At 62.5% G+C, this 19,253-nt stretch carries 18 protein-coding genes and 1 tRNA gene; 11 read left to right on the top strand and 8 right to left on the bottom strand.

Annotated features, from left to right (window positions below):
• The first annotated feature begins 455 nt into the window (after positions 1-455).
• Entirely contained in the window at positions 456-2,804 is a 2,349-nt protein-coding gene (locus tag I5R65_RS03685) for a DNA translocase FtsK (protein ID WP_180668850.1), read from the top strand.
• A gap of 97 nt (positions 2,805-2,901) precedes the next feature.
• Positions 2,902-3,621, top strand: coding sequence for an outer membrane lipoprotein chaperone LolA (lolA, locus tag I5R65_RS03680; protein ID WP_180668849.1), 720 nt, complete (start codon positions 2,902-2,904; stop codon positions 3,619-3,621).
• 72 nt (positions 3,622-3,693) lie between these two features.
• Here the strand turns inward: lolA and fdxA are convergent, their stop codons facing one another.
• Entirely contained in the window at positions 3,694-4,032 is a 339-nt protein-coding gene (fdxA, locus tag I5R65_RS03675; protein WP_180668848.1) for a ferredoxin FdxA, read from the bottom strand.
• 259 nt (positions 4,033-4,291) lie between these two features.
• Between fdxA and I5R65_RS03670 the strand changes: the two genes are divergently transcribed.
• A complete protein-coding gene (locus I5R65_RS03670; RefSeq protein WP_180668847.1) occupies positions 4,292-5,596 on the top strand; it encodes a replication-associated recombination protein A in 1,305 nt (434 codons plus the stop codon).
• Positions 5,597-5,617: 21 nt separating this feature from the next.
• On the opposite strand, the gene I5R65_RS03665 is transcribed toward I5R65_RS03670, so the two are convergent.
• On the bottom strand, positions 5,618-6,256 hold the full coding sequence (locus tag I5R65_RS03665) for an alanyl-tRNA editing protein (RefSeq protein ID WP_180668846.1): 639 nt from the start codon (positions 6,254-6,256) through the stop codon (positions 5,618-5,620).
• 93 nt (positions 6,257-6,349) lie between these two features.
• On the opposite strand from I5R65_RS03665, the gene I5R65_RS03660 reads away from it, so the two are divergent.
• Positions 6,350-7,294, top strand: a complete 945-nt coding sequence (locus tag I5R65_RS03660) for a LysR family transcriptional regulator (RefSeq protein WP_180668845.1) — start codon at positions 6,350-6,352, stop codon at positions 7,292-7,294.
• A 29-nt stretch (positions 7,295-7,323) separates the two neighbouring features.
• Here I5R65_RS03660 and I5R65_RS03655 read toward each other — a convergent pair whose 3' ends face one another.
• Positions 7,324-7,968 (bottom strand): anaphase-promoting protein, encoded by a 645-nt coding sequence (locus I5R65_RS03655; protein WP_180668844.1) that lies wholly within the window; start codon positions 7,966-7,968, stop codon positions 7,324-7,326.
• Positions 7,969-8,143: 175 nt separating this feature from the next.
• Here I5R65_RS03655 and serS point away from each other — a divergent pair, with 175 nt between their 5' ends.
• Complete coding sequence (gene serS / locus I5R65_RS03650; protein WP_180668843.1) at positions 8,144-9,445, top strand: serine--tRNA ligase; 1,302 nt, start codon at positions 8,144-8,146, stop codon at positions 9,443-9,445.
• Between the two features lie 102 nt (positions 9,446-9,547).
• Here the strand turns inward: serS and I5R65_RS03645 are convergent, their stop codons facing one another.
• Positions 9,548-11,434: a GGDEF domain-containing protein gene (locus I5R65_RS03645; RefSeq protein ID WP_180668842.1), complete on the bottom strand. Its 1,887-nt coding sequence runs from the start codon at positions 11,432-11,434 to the stop codon at positions 9,548-9,550.
• Between the two features lie 263 nt (positions 11,435-11,697).
• Here I5R65_RS03645 and I5R65_RS03640 point away from each other — a divergent pair.
• Together I5R65_RS03640 and I5R65_RS03635 are read left to right on the top strand one after the other, a co-directional pair.
• Positions 11,698-11,787: transfer RNA gene (locus I5R65_RS03640), tRNA-Ser, on the top strand.
• 396 nt (positions 11,788-12,183) lie between these two features.
• On the top strand, positions 12,184-13,929 hold the full coding sequence (locus I5R65_RS03635; protein ID WP_180668841.1) for a diguanylate cyclase: 1,746 nt from the start codon (positions 12,184-12,186) through the stop codon (positions 13,927-13,929).
• 3 nt (positions 13,930-13,932) lie between these two features.
• On the opposite strand, the gene I5R65_RS03630 is transcribed toward I5R65_RS03635, so the two are convergent.
• Positions 13,933-14,955 carry a LacI family DNA-binding transcriptional regulator gene (locus I5R65_RS03630; RefSeq protein ID WP_180668840.1) on the bottom strand — a complete coding sequence of 341 codons (1,023 nt, stop codon included), beginning with the start codon at positions 14,953-14,955 and terminating at the stop codon, positions 13,933-13,935.
• A 104-nt stretch (positions 14,956-15,059) separates the two neighbouring features.
• Positions 15,060-15,485, bottom strand: a complete 426-nt coding sequence (locus tag I5R65_RS03625) for a MarR family winged helix-turn-helix transcriptional regulator (RefSeq protein WP_180668839.1) — start codon at positions 15,483-15,485, stop codon at positions 15,060-15,062.
• A gap of 158 nt (positions 15,486-15,643) precedes the next feature.
• On the opposite strand from I5R65_RS03625, the gene I5R65_RS03620 reads away from it, so the two are divergent.
• Entirely contained in the window at positions 15,644-16,840 is a 1,197-nt protein-coding gene (locus I5R65_RS03620; protein ID WP_180668838.1) for an HPP family protein, read from the top strand.
• 359 nt (positions 16,841-17,199) lie between these two features.
• Here I5R65_RS03620 and I5R65_RS03615 read toward each other — a convergent pair whose 3' ends face one another.
• Positions 17,200-17,373: a hypothetical protein gene (locus I5R65_RS03615; RefSeq protein WP_180668837.1), complete on the bottom strand. Its 174-nt coding sequence runs from the start codon at positions 17,371-17,373 to the stop codon at positions 17,200-17,202.
• A gap of 32 nt (positions 17,374-17,405) precedes the next feature.
• Between I5R65_RS03615 and I5R65_RS03610 the strand changes: the two genes are divergently transcribed.
• Positions 17,406-17,624: a DUF1289 domain-containing protein gene (locus I5R65_RS03610; RefSeq protein WP_180668836.1), complete on the top strand. Its 219-nt coding sequence runs from the start codon at positions 17,406-17,408 to the stop codon at positions 17,622-17,624.
• On the opposite strand, the gene I5R65_RS03605 is transcribed toward I5R65_RS03610, so the two are convergent.
• Positions 17,618-18,259, bottom strand: coding sequence for a Maf-like protein (locus tag I5R65_RS03605; RefSeq protein ID WP_180668835.1), 642 nt, complete (start codon positions 18,257-18,259; stop codon positions 17,618-17,620). The two genes, I5R65_RS03610 and I5R65_RS03605, sit on opposite strands and share 7 nt — an antisense overlap.
• 166 nt (positions 18,260-18,425) lie before the next feature.
• Between I5R65_RS03605 and I5R65_RS03600 the strand changes: the two genes are divergently transcribed.
• Both I5R65_RS03600 and rpmF read left to right on the top strand, forming a co-directional pair.
• Entirely contained in the window at positions 18,426-18,956 is a 531-nt protein-coding gene (locus I5R65_RS03600; protein WP_180668834.1) for a DUF177 domain-containing protein, read from the top strand.
• A 113-nt stretch (positions 18,957-19,069) separates the two neighbouring features.
• Positions 19,070-19,252 (top strand): 50S ribosomal protein L32, encoded by a 183-nt coding sequence (gene rpmF / locus I5R65_RS03595; RefSeq protein WP_006463510.1) that lies wholly within the window; start codon positions 19,070-19,072, stop codon positions 19,250-19,252.
• Position 19,253: the final 1 nt, after the last annotated feature.

The following is a 19,253-nucleotide window of genomic DNA, read 5'->3' as shown; positions in this document are numbered from 1 at the left end:
GGATCGCCTCTGCAACTTGAGGCGACTCCCGGGATTTCAATTCCCGACCGGCCATGACAGCGGGTCGGGCAGGGCAAGCGGATCAGCTGGCGGGCACCGAAGTTTGCGGATTGCCGCGCTGCAAAACGGGTAAGATTATAGTCCAAGCCCTCATCCAGGCTCATGGAATTACGCTATCCCGGCAATAGGTCGGCAGAGGGTCGGATGCAGATGGGCACCGCATCAGCGTCCACCCAGCCTGTCTCGCTCATTCACGGGCGCGGCAACAGAAGTGCAGTATCAGGATCAGGAAAGAACGCTGGAAAGCACCCGAGCGAGCAATTGAGCATCAGGAAAGCAGAACGATAGCGGCAAAAGCCGGTCAGTGAGCCGTTGGCGGTGCTGCCTGGCGCAAATCCGCGAAGCGCCAATTCAATGCCGTTACAATGACGGCTGGTTTTTTTTGCACGGAAGTTATGTCGAAGACGAGTCAAGCCCACATCCGCAATACCAAGGCGCCGGCGCCTCCCATGCCCAGTCGCCTGGTGCGGTTGCTATCGGAGGCACGCTGGCTGGCGCTGGCGGCCTTGCTGGTCTACCTGGTACTGATCCTGCTGAGCTATTCCAAGACCGACCCTGGCTGGTCGGTGGCCAGTTCGGTGCCGCGCGTGGGTAACTGGGGCGGCCGGGTGGGCGCCTGGATGGCCGACCTGATGCTCTACATCTTTGGCCTGTCGGCCTGGTGGTGGTGCGTGCTGGTGGCGCGTTCGGTGTGGAGCGGCTATCGCCGCCTGTCCAATCGCTTCCTGATGGAGCAGCCGGTCGAGCCGGAGCACCAGCAGGAGCCGCTGATCCGGGCCGTGGGCTTCGTCTTCATGCTCACCGGCAGCATGGGCATCGAGTTCACCCGCATGCATCGTTTCACTCCCATGCTGCCGCATTCCTCAGGCGGCGTGCTGGGCGAGATGATTGGCGCCGGCATGCAGCCGACCTTCGGCTTCACCGGATCGACGCTACTGCTGTTGCTGCTGTTCGGGCTGGGGTTCTCGCTGCTGTTCCAGGTGTCCTGGCTGGCAGCGGTGGAGCGCATCGGCGGCCTGATCGAGGATGGCCTGTTCTGGGTGCGCGATTTCTTTGCGGCCCGTGCCGACCGCCGCGCCGGCCAGGAAGCCGCCGTCAAGCGTGAGGAAACCGTAGTCCAGGAGCGCGCCAAGATCGTGGAGGCGCCACCGATCCGCATCGAACCGCAGATCGTGGAAGTGCAGAAGTCGGACCGGGTGCAGAAGGAAAAGCAGACCAGCCTGTTCGACGACCTCAACAGCGAACTTCCGCCGCTGTCGCTGCTGGATGAAGCGCCGCCGTCGCAGCAGACGGTGTCGGTGGAAACCCTGGAATTCACCAGCCGGCTGATCGAGAAGAAGCTTTCCGACTTCGGCGTCGAGGTCAAGGTGGTGGCCGCCTATCCCGGCCCGGTGATCACCCGCTACGAGATCGAACCGGCCACCGGCGTCAAGGGTAGCCAGATCGTCAATCTGGCGCGCGACCTGGCGCGCTCGCTCTCGCTGACCTCGATCCGCGTGGTGGAAGTCATCCAGGGCAAGAATTACATGGGCCTGGAACTGCCCAATCCCAAGCGCCAGATTGTGCGCCTGACCGAAATCCTCGGCTCCAAGGTCTACAACGACAGCCATTCCAGCCTCACCGTGGCGCTGGGCAAGGACATCGCCGGCAACCCGGTGGTGGCCGACCTGGCCAAGATGCCCCACCTGCTGGTGGCCGGTACCACCGGTTCGGGCAAGTCGGTGGGCATCAACGCCACCATCCTGTCGCTGCTGTACAAGTCTTCGCCGCGCCAGGTGCGCCTGATCCTGATCGACCCCAAGATGCTGGAATTGTCGATCTACGAAGGCATCCCGCACCTGCTGGCGCCGGTGGTGACAGACATGCGCCAGGCCGGCCACGCCCTGAACTGGGCGGTGGAAGAGATGGAGCGCCGCTACAAGAAGATGTCCAAGCTGGGCGTGCGCAACCTGGCCGGCTACAACCAGAAGATCGTCGATGCCGACAAGCGTGGCGAGAAGATCCCCAACCCCTTCAGCCTCACTCCGGATGCACCGGAACCGCTGGAGCAGCTGGAAACCATCGTCATCATCATCGACGAACTGGCTGACCTGATGATGGTGGTGGGCAAGAAGGTCGAGGAACTGATCGCCCGCATCGCCCAGAAGGCGCGCGCGGCCGGCATCCACCTGATCCTGGCGACCCAGCGGCCCTCGGTGGACGTGATCACCGGCCTGATCAAGGCCAACGTGCCGACCCGCATCGCCTTCCAGGTGTCGTCCAAGATCGACTCTCGCACCATCCTCGACCAGATGGGCGCCGAGGCCCTGCTGGGCATGGGCGACATGCTCTACAACCCGCCTGGCACCGGCTTGCCGGTGCGGGTGCACGGCGCCTTTGTCTCCGACGATGAAGTGCACCGGGTGGTGGAACACCTGAAATCCCAGGGGGAACCGAATTACATCGAGGGCATCCTAGAGGGAGGCGTGCTGGAAGACGCTGACGGTGGTGGTAGCGGTGGCAGCGGTGCCGCAACCGGTGCGGGTGGTGGCGAAGGCGACGAGATGTACGACCAGGCCGTGGCCGTGGTCCTCAAGCATCGCCGGGCTTCGATCTCGCTGGTGCAGCGTCATCTGCGCATCGGCTACAACCGCGCCGCGCGCCTGCTGGAGCAGATGGAGCAGAGCGGACTGGTGTCGACCATGCAATCCAACGGCAACCGTGAAATCCTGGTGCCAGCGGGCGCCGCCGACGCTGCTGAATAAGCTCCCGCACAGATCTTCCACCACGCCCTGAAGGCCGGCCACTTTCGTGCCGGCCGCTACCTCCGGGTGGGTCCAAATCAAGAAGGAACCGAACAACATGGACAATTCCAGAACCGCTTTGCGCTCGCGTACCGCGCAAGCCCGCACCATCAACTTCAAGCTGCGTCGCATGGTCATGGCCGCCGGCCTATCGGCACTGGCCGTGGCCGGGGCCATTGCCATCACCGCGCTCACGCCGGGCCGTGCTTCGGCCGCCGCCCTGGACCAGTTCAAGCAATTCGTCAGCAGCACGCAATCGGCCAAGGGCAGCTTCACCCAGCGCATGGTGCGCAACGAGAACGGCACATCCAAGGTGGTCAACACCTCCAGCGGCAGCTTCGTGTTTTCGCGCCCGGGCAAGTTCATCTGGACCTACCAGAAACCCTATGAGCAGGTGATCCAGGCCGATGGAGAAAAACTCTTCATCTATGACAAGGACCTGAACCAGGTCACCACCAAGAAGCTGGGCAATGCGCTGGGTTCTTCCCCGGCCGCGATCCTGTTCGGCAGCAACGACCTGGAAAAGAACTTCACCTTGAAGGAAGCCGGCAACAAGGATGGCCTGGAATGGCTGCAAGCCACCCCCAAGAGCCGTGACACCACCTTCGACAACATCGGTATCGGCCTGAAGAATGGCACGCCGGTGGCGATGGAATTGCATGATTCCTTCGGCCAGGTGTCGGTGCTGACTTTCGACAGCTTCGAGAAGAACCCCTCGCTGAAAGGCAACAGCTTCAATTTCGTGGTCCCCAAGGGCGCGGACGTGTTCGACAACTGATCCCGCTGCGCTCCATGCAAACAGCCCCGCAAGCGTAAGCCTTGCGGGGCTGTTTGATTTGACGAGGACAGATCAGGCCGGTGGCATCTGCAGCAGCGGCAGCTTGTCGGTCCGGTCCTTCCATTGCGTGTGTTCCGGCAGGGGCGCCTTGGCCTGGGTGATGGGCTTCCAGCCGGCTTGCCTGGCCAGCTTGGCGTTGAGGTCCTCGAAGTGCGCCAGCGCCGCCGGCAGGTCAGTGGCGTTGTAGATGGCCCCGACCGGGCATTCCGGTACGCACATGGAACAATCGATGCAGCCGTCCGGATCGATGACCAGGAAGTTTGGCCCCTCCATGAAACAGTCCATGGGGCAGACGCTGACGCAATCGGTGTACTTGCACTGGATACAGGAATCGGTGACGACGAAGGGCATGGCAACTCGGGGTGGGCAGTCAAAAGGGCAGGCGGCATTGTAACGCCTGCGCCCGATGCCTGCTGCCCTCTGCCGGCCCTCTGCCCGCCATCTGCCCTCATCGTCCCGCTGCTGCGTTAGACTACGGCCTTTGGCGAATGCGCCTTGCAATCCGGCGCCGCGCCCGCATCCTGAAAGAACATGAAACCGATTTTCGAGACCGCCCCGATGCGCTCGCCATCGCCGGACCACGCAACCAGTCTGGCCGGGGAGCACCCCCATGGCTGACCTGTTTGCACAAGAACCCGCCGCGCCGCTGGCCGAAGCCCTGCGTCCCAAGACGCTGGACGAGGTCATCGGCCAGTCGCACCTGCTGGGCGAAGGCAAGCCCTTGCGCCTGGCCTTCCAGTCGGGCAAGCCGCATTCCATGATCTTCTGGGGGCCGCCGGGGGTGGGCAAGACCACGCTGGCGCGCCTGACGGCAACGGCCTTCCAGTGCGAATTCATCGCCTTGTCGGCGGTGTTCTCGGGGGTCAAGGATATCCGTGCGGCGATGGAGCAGGCCGAGCAGAACCTGGCCATGGGCAAGCACACCATCCTGTTCGTGGATGAAATCCATCGCTTCAACAAGTCGCAGCAGGATGCGCTGCTGCCCTACGCCGAGAGCGGCCTGGTGACCTTCATCGGCGCCACCACCGAGAATCCCTCCTTCGAGGTCAACTCGGCGCTGCTGTCGCGGGCGCAGGTGTATGTGCTCAAATCCCTGAGTGACGACGAACTGAAGCTCCTGCTCAAGCGCGCCCAGGAAAAGGCGCTGGGTGAACTGCATTTCGACGAGCAGGCCATCGACACCATCATCGGCTACGCCGACGGCGATGCGCGTCGCTTCCTGAACCTGCTGGAGCAGACTGAAACTGCCGCGCGCACCACCGGTACGGTGCTGGTGACGGCCGATTTCCTGCAGAATGCGCTGACCCTGAACAGCCGCCGTTTCGACAAGGGCGGGGATAATTTCTACGACCAGATTTCAGCCCTGCACAAGTCGGTGCGCGGTTCCCACCCGGACGCGGCGCTGTACTGGCTGACCCGCATGCTGGATGGTGGCGCCGATCCGCGCTACCTGTCGCGCCGCATCGTGCGCATGGCCTGGGAGGATATCGGCCTGGCTGACCCCCGCGCCATGCAGATCGCCAACGACGCTGCGCTGACCTATGAGCGCCTGGGGAGTCCCGAAGGCGAACTGGCGCTGGGCCAGGCGGTGATCTACCTGGCCGTGGCGGCCAAGAGCAATGCCGGCTACAACGCCTACAACGCCGCCCGCGCCTTCGTGAAGCAGGACAAGAGCCGCGAGGTGCCGGTGCACCTGCGCAATGCGCCGACCAAGCTGATGAAGGAGCTGGGCTACGGACATGAATACCGTTATGCCCATGACGAGCCCAATGCCTATGCGGCCGGGGAGACCTATCTGCCGGATGGTATCGATGAGCCGGGCTGGTATCAGCCGGTGCCGCGTGGGCTGGAGATCAAGATCGGCGAGAAGCTGGCGACCCTGCGCAAGTGGGATGAGGAAGCCGGTAACGACTGAGTGCGGCCGTAGAAGACGGCCTTAGACCACCACATCGTAGCGGATCGAGGCCTCACCTTTTTTCACCCGTACCGACTGGATGGCGATCCTGCCGATCTCGCCCAGTGATGCCACATGCGTGCCGCCGCAGGGATAGGCAGGCAGGGCGCCAAAGCCGACCTGGCGCCGGCCACCTTCGCTGGAGAGCGCGCAGGCCAGGTCGTCGGCAATGAGGGCATTGCAGCGGCTTTCGATCTCCGCCGCTTCCAGTTCCTGCACGCCGGCGTCGGGGGCGCTGACGCCGACGACACGACCTTCCCCTGGCCAGTGGTGGGCCTTGGTGGCGCGCCATCCCAGTTGTGCCATCACATAGCCGATGACATGCCCACCGGAGTGCAGCCGCGCATGCAGCTGCCGTGGCTGGGCATCCACCCTGGCGCGGATCTGGCCGGCTGCAACGGCCGCGCTGGTGTAATGGATGATCTCGTCGCCTTCGCTCACGACCTTCGTTACCTCGACCTCGCCGAGCCAGCCGACATCGCTGGGCTGGCCGCCGCCTTGCGGATGAAACGGCGTGGCCGCGAGGTGGACGGCGTAGCGACCATCTTCCAGGGGAGTGCAGCTCAACACTTCGGTATCGGCTTCCAGCGCCGGCTGGGTCAGGTAGAGGCGGTCGGTCACGGCTGGCCTTTCGGTCGATCAGGGAGGTACATGCATTGTATCGCCCGGGTGAAGTTGCGATAATCCATTACCCAAGCAAATTATCTTTGCCTCATGAGCACAAATCAAAGCATCGCCCTGCTCAACGAGATGGCCGTCTTTGCCAAGGTGGTGGAGACCGGCAGTTTCTCGGAAGCGGCGCGTCAGCTGGGGGCGACGCCCTCGGCCATCAGCCGTGCCATTGCACGCCTGGAAAAGGCACTGGGCACGCAGCTGCTGCAGCGGACCACCCGCAAGCTGCGCCTGAGCGACAGCGGGCGTGACATCCACCAGCGTTGCCGGGAGATGCTGGACGCAGCCCAGTCGGTGCTGGCCGCTTCGGGTGGCTTCGAGGCCGCGCCGCAGGGGCAGGTCAGGGTGAGCGTGCCCAAGGCGGTCGGGCATTACCTGGTGCATCCGCATGTGCCGGATTTCCTCGCCGCCCATCCCAGGGTGGACGTCCTGTTGAGACTGGAAGACCGCTACATGGACCTGATCGACGAAGAGGTGGACCTGGCCATCCGCATCACCGACCAGCCGCCGCCGGGCCTGATGGGGCGAAGGTTGACGCGCATCGAGCACCTGCTGTGTGCCACGCCCGAGTACCTGGCGCAGCATGGGACGCCTCAGCATCCACAGGGACTCAAGACACATTCCTGCATCTACCTGGGCGAGGCGCCCGGGGACGCGCGCTGGCGCTTCCGCCGGCAGGGCGAACGGGTCACGGTCGAGGTGCGGGGGCGCTATGCGGCCAACCATACCGGGGTACGACTGGATGCGGTGCTGCGCCATCTCGGTATCGGCAGCCTGCCGTATTTCGTCGCTCGGGAGGCGCTGGCGCAGGGGCGTATCGTCCAGGTCTTGCCGCAATGGAGTTTCAGGACGCACTATTGCGGCGATCTGTGGGCGCTCTATCCGGCTACCCGCCATCTACCGCCGCGGCTGGGGGCTTTCGTCAACTTCCTGGCAGAACGGCTGGCCCGGGAGCCAACCTTGGCCGATACCGGCGGACCAGGCTGATCCGTGCCGGCCGGGCCTGATGTCTCGCTTCAGCGATCAGGCCTCAGCTCTCCGGCGGCCGCCCGGTGCCAGACGTGGAAGCTGCCCTCCATGGCGGACATGGCGGCGATCACGGTTTCATAGTTCTTGTCGTTGTCATAGCCGGGCAGGCGTTGCTTCATCGCTTCCATCAGCTCTTCCAGGCCGTCGGCATCATTGGGGACCAGTACGCCCTTGATACCCTCGGTTGCCTGGCCGGCGATGATCCATTGCGGCTGGGGCAGGCTGTCTTCGCTGATGCGGATGGTGACGTCGTCGATCGCGTTCCAGGCGATACCTTCACGCCTGGCGCCACGCACCATGGTACGGATTTCCTGATCGTCGAATTCCACGCTGATCTTGCGCGCCTGCTGTGCCGCCAGGCGGCCGCTGGACAGTTCGGCCGCGCCCGGAGCCTGCACCTTCCAGTCGGTCTTGCGCACCTTGGGCGGGATGAAGCGGTTCTTGATCTGCTGCCCGAAGGCGAAGGCGGCACCGAAGGACAGGCCGGCGATCAGTCCGTAGAACAGGCTGGCGTCGTTGGACATGTAGTGGATGCCGGCCCACAGCCCCACGGCGAAGGCGGCCACCAGGCCCAGCAGGGAAAACAGGACGGGAACATCGCGCTGCGGGCGCGGGTCGGGCTGGTCGGACATGGGCGGGGAGGCTCTCTGGATGACGGGAATGGGCCGAATGGTAACCCGCGAGGCCGGTGGCCGCTACCACGGTCGCAGCATTTTCTTGAGGGGGAAGGGGGCCGGAACCCCGTGATGGGCGCGCGACTTGGTACAATCGCGGTTTCCTGCTTCAAACCTATCGTATTTTCTCCCCATGATCGACATCCAACTCCTCCGTAAAGACATCGAGAACGTCGCGGCCCGCCTGGCGGCCCGCAAGTTCGTCCTGGACGTGGCCGGCTTCAACGCGCTGGAAGCTGAACGCAAGCAGATCCAGACCCGCACCGAAGAACTGCAGGGCAAGCGCAACACCCTGTCCAAGCAGATCGGCATGCTCAAGGGCCGTGGCGAGGATGCCTCCGCGGTGATGGCCGAGGTCAATGGCATCGGCGACGAGCTCAAGTCGTCGGCGGCGCGCCTGGAAGAAGTGCAGCACCAGATGAACCTGTTCCTGCAGGCGGTTCCCAACCTACCGCACGAGTCGGTGCCGGCCGGCAATGACGAAAGCGGCAATGTGGAATTGCGCAAGGTCGGCACGCCGCGCCAGTTCGACTTCGAGATCAAGGATCACGTCGATGTCGGCGCCCCGCTGGGCCTGGATTTCGATACCGCCACCAAGCTCACCGGTTCGCGCTTCGCCGTGCTCAAGGGCGGCATCGCCCGCCTGCACCGGGCGCTGGCGCAGTTCATGCTCAACACCCATACCATGGAGCATGGCTATACCGAGTGCTATACCCCCTACATCGTCAATGCCGACAGCCTGCGCGGCACCGGCCAGTTGCCCAAGTTCGAGGCCGACCTGTTCGCGGTCAAGAAGGGTGGCCAGGAAGGCGAGGCCGAGAATGCCGCGCTGTACCTGATCCCCACGGCCGAAGTGCCGCTGACCAACTTCGTGCGCGACGAGATCGTGGCCGGCGATGCGTTGCCGATGAAGTTCACGGCGCACTCGCCTTGCTTCCGTTCGGAAGCCGGCTCCTATGGTCGCGACACCCGCGGCATGATCCGCCAGCACCAGTTCGACAAGGTGGAAATGGTGCAGATCGTCCATCCCGAGAAGTCCTACGAAGCCCTGGACGAGATGCTGGGCCATGCCGAGACCATCCTCAAGAAGCTCGGCCTGCCGTACCGCGTCATCACCCTGTGTACCGGTGACATGGGCTTTGGCGCGGCCAAGACCTATGACATCGAGGTCTGGCTGCCGGCGCAGAACACCTATCGCGAAATCTCCTCGGTCTCCAACTGCGAAGCCTTCCAGGCGCGTCGCATGCAGGCCCGCTTCCGCAATGCCCAGGGCAAGCCGGAACTGCTGCACACCTTGAACGGTTCCGGCCTGGCCGTGGGGCGTACCCTGGTTGCCGTGCTGGAAAACTACCAGCAGGCCGATGGCAGCGTGGATATCCCCGAGGTCTTGCAACCCTACATGGGCGGCGTGAGCAAGCTGGTGCCGGGCGCCTGATCCGCTGTACCACTGCAGGACGCACGAACGGCCGCCTCGTTGATGAGGTGGCCGTTTTTTTATGGGTGCGCGACGGAGAAAACGTTTTCCTGATCGCGACGGCTAGGCGTCCTTCATGGCCCAGGAGAAGGTGGCCGGGATGCGGCGCTCGATGAAGAGGCTGTTGCCCTGGATCTTCTTGGCCTGCTTCTTGGCGCGGGTGGCGGCCGAGGCAATCTGGTGCGGCGATGAATATTGCGAGGGTTCGATCTTCACCGCGCCCAGCGACAGCGAGACCAGCGGGTGGAACACCCGGTTGCCCTGGCGATCCTCGGTGTAGTAGCCGCCACGCGCCACGTCCTCGTCATAGTAGAGGGCGCGGGTCTCGGCGTCGAAGTTGTCGAGGATGACGCGGCAACGTTTTTCCCAGTCTTCGCTCTGGAACATGATCAGGAAATCGTCGCCGCCGATGTGGCCGATGAAGTCCAGGTCGGCGTCGCAAGCCTGCTGCAGCACGCGGCCGGTGGCCTGGATCATGTCGTCACCCTTGCGATAGCCATAGACATCGTTGTAGGGCTTGAACTGGTCCAGGTCGCAGTAGCAGATGCAGAATTCGACTCCGCTTTGCAGCAGGTATTCGATGTGGTCGTTGATGGGGACGTTGCCCGGCAGCTGCGTGAGCGGATTGGCGTGGCGGGCGGCGTCGATCTGCATCTGGGTGATTTCGCGCAACAGGTCGTGACCGGTGCCCAGGCCCACGTACTGGCCCCGGTCGGTGATGATGAAACCGTTGGAAAGGTGGTGCGTCTCGGCCTGCACCAGCAGGTTGGAGAGGTCTTGCAGGCTGGTGTCCTGCTCGGTCAGCAGGGGATTGGGATCCATGAAGAAGGCGCAGGACTTCTTGCCGTACAGCTCGCGCCCATACAGGCGGGCGAAGCGCTCCACCATGCTGTAGCGGTTGATCAGCCCGATCGGCAAGCCATTGCTGACCACCGGCAGGGCCTGCAGCTGCGGATCGTTGACGAACAGGTCGTAGGCCGCATCATTGGTAACCTCCGGGCTCACGTATTGCGTCTCGCGCAGTAGCTTGGCGACGGTGGCGCTGCGCTTGCCGGGGCCGTACTTGTTGGCATTGAGCGGCACCTTGTCGCGGCGCAGGGTCTTGCTGACATCCTCCGAGATCGAGACTGGCGGCTCCGGCAGCGGGCGCGAGATGTGGTAGCCCTGGCCGCAGGCGATGCCCAGGTCGCGGATGGTCAGCAGCTCGGCCTGCGATTCGATGCCTTCGGCGATGACGATGGAGCCGGACTTCTCGGCGATCTCCTGGATCGAGCGCACGAACTGCAGCTTCATCGGATCATGGTTGATGCCCTGCACGAAGTGCATGTCGATCTTCACGTATTCCGGCTGCAGTTCCGACCACAGGCGCAGGCTGGAGAAGCCTTCGCCGAGGTCGTCGATGGCGATCTGGAAGCCCATGTCGCGGTAGTGCATGGCGGCATTGCGCAGCAGGGCGTAGTCGTAGGTAGGCTCGTTCTCGGTCAGCTCGATGATGATGCGCTGCGGGTTCACGCCCAGCTTTTCCAGGTAGCGCAGGGTTTCGCCCTGGATCGCCTCGGGCTGCATCAGCGCCCCGGGGGAGACATTGAGGAACAGGTTGCCCGGCAGGCCGAGTTGCGCGAAACGGGTCAGCACGATGTGGCGGCACAGGTATTCCATCTGCACCGACAGATTGTGGGCGCGCGCCACCTTGAACAGCGCCAGCGGGGAGTGCAGGGGAGTATTGGAGGGGCCCCGGATCAATCCTTCATATCCCAGGATTTCGCCATTGCGCATGCGCACGATGGGCTGAAACAGGGCGGAAAGCTTGCGCTGGGCGATGATCTCATGCAGCAGGGACAGCATCGGGTCCGGGTCTTCGACGCCGCGCAGGGCGGCTCCCGAGGCACGGGCAATGAGATCGACGACTTCTGCGCCGAGCGGGAAGGTAGCGTTGGATAGGGGCGCCATCTGGCTGAATCCGGGTTTGAGGGTACAAAGAACGACAAATAGTTTACGGATGCTAGAAGTGATTTATGACAAGATGATGATAAGAAAGACAGTTCTTGCGGTTTTGGGGTGAAGAAAGATTCTTTCGCTACGCTGCCCCCCCTTGTGCTCGCAGGACGAGCATTTTTTTGAAAGTTTTTTCGAAAAAACATTCCACTATGAAAATAGTTCTGCTATAGTCGCTGTCTTTGCTGCACCACGCAGTGAAACGACCGAAGTTAACCGGAGAGGTGGCAGAGTGGTCGAATGTACCTGACTCGAAATCAGGCGTACGGTTTCCCGTACCGTGGGTTCGAATCCCACCCTCTCCGCCAGTTGGCTCGCAGTTGTAGAAGTTGTATAGATAAGGCTCTGAATTTTTCAGGGCCTTATTTTTTTGTCTGTCGTTTTGGCTTGTCGTTTTGGCTGGTCGCCTTCGCCTGATTTCGTCACTGGCGAATCTGGTCTGCCGGCACGCAGCCTGTGCGGGAAATGCTCCCGGGCGAAGGTCAGTCCGACGCTCTGTTTATCGCATTTGGTGGTCACGCGTTCACGAGGGGGAAGCGCGTGATGCGCCGGCTTCTCCCACAACGTGGGAGGGCATGCCTGCTTCCGTGGCGTCGTGTCTGCACCGCCCGCCTTTTTTATCCCTGCTCGCGATGTAGTCGTGCCGCCGATTGGTCGGCCTTGTTATATTCGTCAAATGCACTTGCCTTCGTAGCGGGCTTATCATGTCCTTGAATCGTCTGTTCCGGCTCATTTCCATCGGCTTGCTGATGCTGTTTCTGGCATTTGCCGTCGCGTTGGTCTGGACGGAATGGAGTACCTATCGCAATGGCGCCAACAGCGTGCCTGCCTTGCGCAATCTGCGGCTGGCCCTGCTGGCCATGGAAAAGATATCGGCCGAGCGTGGCCCGGCCAACGCTTTTCTGGGCGCCCCGCCGCAACACTCCGAAGAACTGCTGAAGCAACTGGCCAGCGCCCGGCAGCAGACCGATGTCGCCTTGACCAGTTTGCATGCGGCGCTGGAAGCCGATGCGCGGTTGCGCCAGTCATGGGCGCTGGACAAGGTGCGCACAGTGGAGCAGGGGCTGGCGCCGGCCCGGGCCAATCTGGACCGGGTGGCACATCTGTCGGCGGACAATCGCAGTGATGTGCTGGTGCTGGCCGCCGTGGGTGGCATGGTAGACCTGATGCCGCTGATGATCCGCGTGGTCACCGAATTGACCCTGGAAGTGGATCGGGCCGATCCGCGCCTGCGCGATGGTCTGTCGGCCGTGCGTGCCACTGCCAGCCTGCGCGAATACGCCGGGCAGGTCGGTTCGCGCTTTGTGGCGCCGCTGATCACGCAGCGCCAGCTGGCCCAGGATGAGGTCATCGAAATCGGGCGCCTGTATGGTCGCATCGAACTGTTACGCGGCGTGGTGGCTGCGCAGATGGCTGGCTACGCGAGCCAGCCGCAGTTTGCCGAGGCACTGGACAGGGTGGACAAGGAGTATTTCGATAGCGGATTCCAGTTCCTCGACTTCCTGCTGCAGATTGGCCTGCATTCCAGCAATTATGGTGTCAGCACGGCCGATCTCTACAAGTTCTATGTGCCACAGATGCAATCCATCACCGATCTGCGCGACCTGTTGCTGGCTGAATTGATGCGTCAGGCCGAGCAGAACAACGCCCGGGCACGCAACCTGCTGGTGCTGGTGGTGGGGTTAACGCTGACGGCCTGCCTGTTCTTCCAGTTGCTGATGGTGCTCATAGGCCGGCGCGTGGTGCAGCCGCTGGTGCAGGCCACCGATCTGGTGGCCGGACTGGTGGAGGGCAAGCTGGAGCAGGAAATCCCGGAGGCGCGGTATCGCGACGAGATTGCTGCCATGATGCGCGCCCTGCGGGTGCTCAAGCAGCGCATGCTAGAGCGCAATAGCCTGGCCAGCGAGCGCGAAGCATTGATCACGCAGCTGCAGACCTCCTCCAATACCGATTTCCTCACGGGTGTACTGAACCGGCGCGCCTTCTTTGCCCAGGCCGGTCAGCAGATGGAGCTGTCGCAGCGCTATGGGCGAGGCATGGCGGTGGTGTTGTTCGATATCGATCATTTCAAGCGCGTCAACGACAGCTATGGCCACCAGGCTGGCGACGTCATCCTGCGTGGCGTGGCCCAGCTCGTGGCTGGCTTGCTGCGCAAGGTGGATGTGCTGGCGCGCTATGGCGGCGAGGAGTTCGTCATCCTGCTGCCGGAAGCTGACCTGGCGCAGGCAGGCAGCGTTGCCGAGAAGTTGCGTGCGGCCCTGGAGCATGCCGATTTCGAGATCGAGGACGGGCGCCGGATCAAGGTCAGCGCCAGCTTCGGGGTGGCCGCGTTATGCGATGGGGCGGGGCTCGACGAACTGATCAGGCGCGCCGATCTGGCCCTGTACCGGGCCAAGCGGATCGGGCGCAATCGGGTCGAACAGGCGGCCGTCGACGACGTGGTGTCCTGAGGTTTAGGTGCTATCGCGTTCGAGGATAGCGTAGCCGAGGTCGCATACCGGTTGCGCGACCGCATCGCCCTCGAAGCGGGTCAGCAGCATCTCGGCGGCCGTCAGTCCGATCTGGTGGGCACTGATCTGGACCGTGGTCAGGGCGGGCAAGACTTCCGGTGCGATTTCCAGGTTGGCGAAACCGGCCAGCGCGATGCGCTGCGGCACGGCGATGGCGCGTCGGGCGCATTCCAGGGCGGCGCCTGCGGCGAGGACATCATTGCTGAAGAAGGCGGCGTCGATGGCCGGCTCTAATGCCAGGAGCCGGCAGATGGCTTCGCGCCCGGCCTGCAGGAAGGAGCCCATGGGCATGACCAGGTGTGCCGGCTCCGGCGCCGACTGCGTCAGCAGCGCTTCGCGCATGCCGGCAAAGCGCGCCAGGCCACGCGGGTCTTCGCCGCCGACGAAGGCCATGCGGCGATAACCCTTGCGGTGCAGGTATTGCCCCATGGCGTAGCCGGCAGCATGGTTGTCGAAGCCGACCAGCATGTCGATCGGTTGCGGGGTGAGGTCCCAGGTTTCCACCACCGGGATACCGGCTGCCCTGAGGCGCTGGCGGGTGCGTACCGAATGCTGTACGCCGGTCAATACCAGGCCGTCGACGCGACGGCCGATGAAGGCCTCCACCAGTCCTGTTTCCGCTTCTTCCGAATAATTGGTCTGTCCCAGCAACAACTGGTAGCCCTGCAGGCTAAGTTGTTCCGACAGCCCGCGCACGGTTTCGGCAAAGATCGAATGGCTGATGGTGGGCACGATGGCGGCCACGATGCGCGTGCGCCGCGAAGCCAGCCCGCCGGCCAGCATGTTGGGGATATACCCCATGCTACTGATGAAGGCCTCAACGCGTTCACGGGTGGCAGGTGCCACTTTCTCCGGTGTATTGATGACCCGCGAGACCGTGATGTGCGAGACACCGGCGGCGCGTGCCACGTCTTCCTTGGTAATGGCGCGGGAGGGCGCAGCGGCGGTGGAGGGTTTGCGATTCATGGGGGCGGGTGGTGGAAAGTTGTCGCAAGCATAACAGCAGCCTGCCGCGACGGGGGGGGGCTGCCGACATCCGCAGGGTGCCAGCACGGTGGCAATGCGCAGGCTCAGTCGCGGTCGTTGAAGGCTGAGATGTGCGAAACCTGGAACACGCCCGACAGGGATTGCAGCTCGTTGCGGTGCAATTGCGCCAGGCGGTGCAGGTATTGCTCGCCCAGTTCAGTGAGCCGGACTTGCACCAGTCGCTTGTCGCGATCGTCCGGGGCGCGGGTGACCAGGCCCGCCTTCACGCAGCGCGTGACCAGCGCCACCACGCCGTGGTGCTGGGCTTGCAGCCGTTCGGCCAGTTCGCTGATGCTGGCCCAGTCGCGTCCCGGGAAGCCCTTGATGTGCAGCAGCAGAAGGTATTGCAGTGGTGTCAGGCCTTCGCTTTGCGCGGCGTCTTCCGAAAAGCGCAGGAAGCGGCGCAACTGGTAGCGAAAATCCGACAGGGCCTCGAAATCCTCCTTTTGCAGGCGGCTGGCGCTTTTCATGAGTCCCGACCTGCGGGGTGGGGGTGGCTCGCCGGTGTGAAAGACTGCGTAATACGGGGTAAGTGGGACATATGTATCATCTTGTGATGTAATTGCGGTTTGGCCTGGTACGTTGCTGTGCCCAGGACGTCGTCGGCCCAAGTTGTCACGGAACGGATATGCCTGATTCTATCTTGCTGTGGTTCAAAAGTTTTATTCCTGCCAAGACTAATGTGGACCGATTCGAGCGCATGCGCTCCTGCGCCGGTAGTTTGTTCGGGATTCTGCTCGTTGGACTGATCAGTTATGCAGTCCTGCCTCACGAGGCCACGACCCTCTGGCTGATTGCACCGATGGGCGCCTCGGCGGTGCTGCTGTTCGCGGTGCCATCCAGTCCACTGGCGCAGCCCTGGTCCATCATCGGTGGCAACCTGTGCGCTGCGATCATCGGCGTGAGCTGCGCCAAGCTGGTCCAGGAACCGGCGCTGGCAGCGGCGCTGGCGATTTCATTGGCCATCGGTGCGATGTTCCTGCTGCGCTGTATCCATCCGCCCAGTGGTGCGGTGGCGCTGACCGCCGTACTGGGTGGTCCTGCAGTGCAGGAGATGGGCTATGCCTTCGTGCTGTCACCGGTACTGCTCAATTCGGCGCTGCTGTTGCTGACGGCGCTGTTCTTCAATAACGCCACGGGCCGCCGTTATCCGCATGCGCAGCACAGCGCGGCGCCGCATCCGCACCAGACGCGCGATGAGCTGCCGATCACGCGGCTGGGTTTCTCGCATGATGATCTGGATGAGGTACTGAAGAATTTCAATCAGGTGCTCGACATCGGGCGGGATGACCTGGAAGAGATCTTTCTGCAGACCGAAATGCGCGCCTATCATCGCCGCTTCGGTCAGACCTTGTGTGCGGCGGTGATGTCGCGTGATGTGGTGGCGGTGGAGTTCGCCACCGGGCTGGACGAGGCGTGGCGGCTATTGCAGCAGCATCGCTTGCGTGCCATGCCGGTATTGGATCGGGGGCGGCATGTGATCGGCATTGTCAGTCGAAGTGACTTTCTGGAACATGCCGGGGTGGAGGTGCATACCGGCCTGGTGGCGCAACTGCGACGGCTGCTGCACCGGGTGCCGTTCAGTCATTCGGACAAGCCGGAAGTGGTGGGGCAGATCATGAGCCGTCCCGTGATCATGGCGCAGGTCGATACGCCGGTGCTGGAGCTGGTGCCACGTATGGCCGATGGTTTGCACCAGATTCCCATCGTGCAGGCAGATGGCAAGCTGGCCGGGATGCTGACGCAATCCGACATGATCGCGGCGCTGTACGAAAAGAACCTGGCCGCCGCCCGTGCAGAGCCGGGTTTGCGCAGCGTCGCTTGACAGTCCGGGTGGCAAGGGGGATCGTGGTTGCCCGGGCCGGGTTCGTGTGGCCTGAAACTTCACGTGGAGAGCTGATCATGAGAATGCGTGGCATGGTTCTGGCAGTCTGCGCTCTCTTGCTTGTGCAAGCATGCGAGCGCAAGGGGGGTACCCCGCCGCGGCCGGTGACGTCGGCACTGGAGCGTGCCGGTCAGGCGAGCTGAACCGCGATGCGGGCCCGGCAGGAGGGGAGGGTTGAGACGATGTTGCGACTGTTATTCTGCTGCTGAATATCTGCTATTGCCACAATAAAGCAGACTCGGCGATAGCGCATCGCTATAGTTGCACCTGTCTCCTCCAATCTCCTTAAGAAATTGGATTCAAGCCCGCACCTCTTGGTCGCGGGCTTTTTTTTGCCTGTCGTTTCTGCCTCTTTGTTCCGCTTTTGCCCATGCGGTCTGTTTATCCCTTCCATCGATAGGGAGGGTGAGCGGCAGGTTCTTGGTAAGATGGGGGATACGGGCGTGCATGGAACTGGTCAATACCATGATCATGTCGCTTCATGTTTTTTGTTCAGATCCTGTCAATGTCTTCCACATTCCTGTCTCCCTCGCCCTTGTCACCCGCGCCCGAGCGGCCCGATACGCCTTGCGTAGCGGTCTGCTCGACCACGTTCGATGATGTCTGCCGCGGCTGCGGACGCACCGTCGATGAAGTTGCCCAATGGGTCTTCATGGATGTGGAGCAGCGCGAAGTGGTGTGGCAGCGCATCCTGGCCCAGGGCTATCCGCGTCGCAACTACTGATCGCCGCTCGCCTCGTTCCTGAAGAACCGCACGCCGGCCCGGCGCAGCATGCCGGTCAGGGCGATCAGTGGCAGTCCGGTCAATGCAGTGGGGTCGTCGCTGCGGATGCTTTCCAGAATGGCAATGCCCAGGCCTTCATTCTTGGCGCTGCCGGCGCAGTCGTAGGGCTGCTCGATGTGCAGGTAGCCGTCCAGCTCGGCGTCATCCAGATCGCGGAAACGGACCAGCGTCTGCACGTTGCAGACTTGCGTGGTCGCGGCGATACCGGAATGGCGACCATCCCACAGGCACAAGGCGGTATGGAAGATCACTTCCCGCCCGCGCATCAACTGCAATTGCCGCAGCGCATTGGCATGGTTGCCGGGCTTGCCGATCTGCAGGCCATCCAGGGTGGCCACCTGGTCCGAACCGATTACCAGAGCCGGGCCGCTGCGGGCGCCGATGGCGGCGGCTTTTTCTCGTGCCAGTCGCAGGGCGGTGGCCTCCGGCGTCTCTGCGGGATGCGGGGTTTCGTCGATGTCGGGGATCATGGTCTCGAAAGGCAGGCCAAGCCGGCTCAGCAATTGCTTGCGGTAGATCGAGCTGGAACCGAGGATCAATCTGGGAGGGGATGCTTCAGGATGATGTTGCGACATGGTGGTGTGATGGCTAAGTGTCGACCGGCGACGCGGGCAAGTAAAACAGGGATTCTGGCGGAAAATCGATGCAAAAGAGGGTTTGCCGCGACAGGTCCGGCGATTTTTTCGTCTCTCTGTCGCAATTGGCGTGCTAAGGCTTTGACTGGTAAGGAAATTTTCTGTTATGATCGCAGGTTTTCCGGATTCTGCTTTGGCTATGAATGCATTTGTTATCGACGCGTTCGAATTCTGCAGGCTGAAACAGCAGGCACAGGGTGAGATTCCGGTTGCTGAATTAGGTCGTCTGGCGCAAGAGACGGTTGACCGTTCCGGCTCGATTCGTTGGGCCCTGTCCGGCGACATCGACAAGCTGGGGCATGCTCAACTCAGTCTGGCAGTGTCGGGTGCAGTTAATCTGATCTGTCAGCGTTGCCTGACGGCATTGAATTTCGAGATTGATTCGAAGTCGCTGCTGGTATTGGCAAAAGATGAGGCGCAGGCCGACACCATCGAGGAACTGCTGAATGATGACGAGATCGATGTCATCGTCGGATCGGCAGACTTCGATGTGAACTCCCTGATCGAAGACGACGCGCTGCTGGCCCTGCCGGTAGCACCCAAGCATGACGTCTGTCCTGACGGTAGTGTGGCGGTCGAGGCCAAAAGTGCTGAACGGGCTTCCCCGTTTGAAGTACTGAAGAAGTTGAAGCAGTAACAAGTATTGTTGGGGAATGTCTGGCGTTGCCGGGCAGCGGCACAGTGGGTTTGCGGAAAAACGCAATCCGGTGTGTTAAAATTTTCAATCTTAAGTAAGGTTTAGGAGTAATCATGGCCGTTCAACAGAACAAAAAGACCCCGTCCAAGCGCGGTATGCATCGTGCACACGACTTTCTGACTGCACCCCCGCTGGCTGTGGAGCCGACGACTGGTGAAACCCACCTGCGTCACCACATCAGCCCGAACGGTTTCTACCGTGGTCGCAAGGTGCTGAAGACCAAGAACGACGAGTAAT

Source organism: Herbaspirillum sp. AP02 (assembly GCF_015767275.1).
In the GTDB taxonomy this organism is placed as follows: domain Bacteria; phylum Pseudomonadota; class Gammaproteobacteria; order Burkholderiales; family Burkholderiaceae_D; genus Herbaspirillum.
Note: the sequence above shows the minus strand (reverse complement) of the source record. Positions and strands in the feature narration are given on the sequence as shown.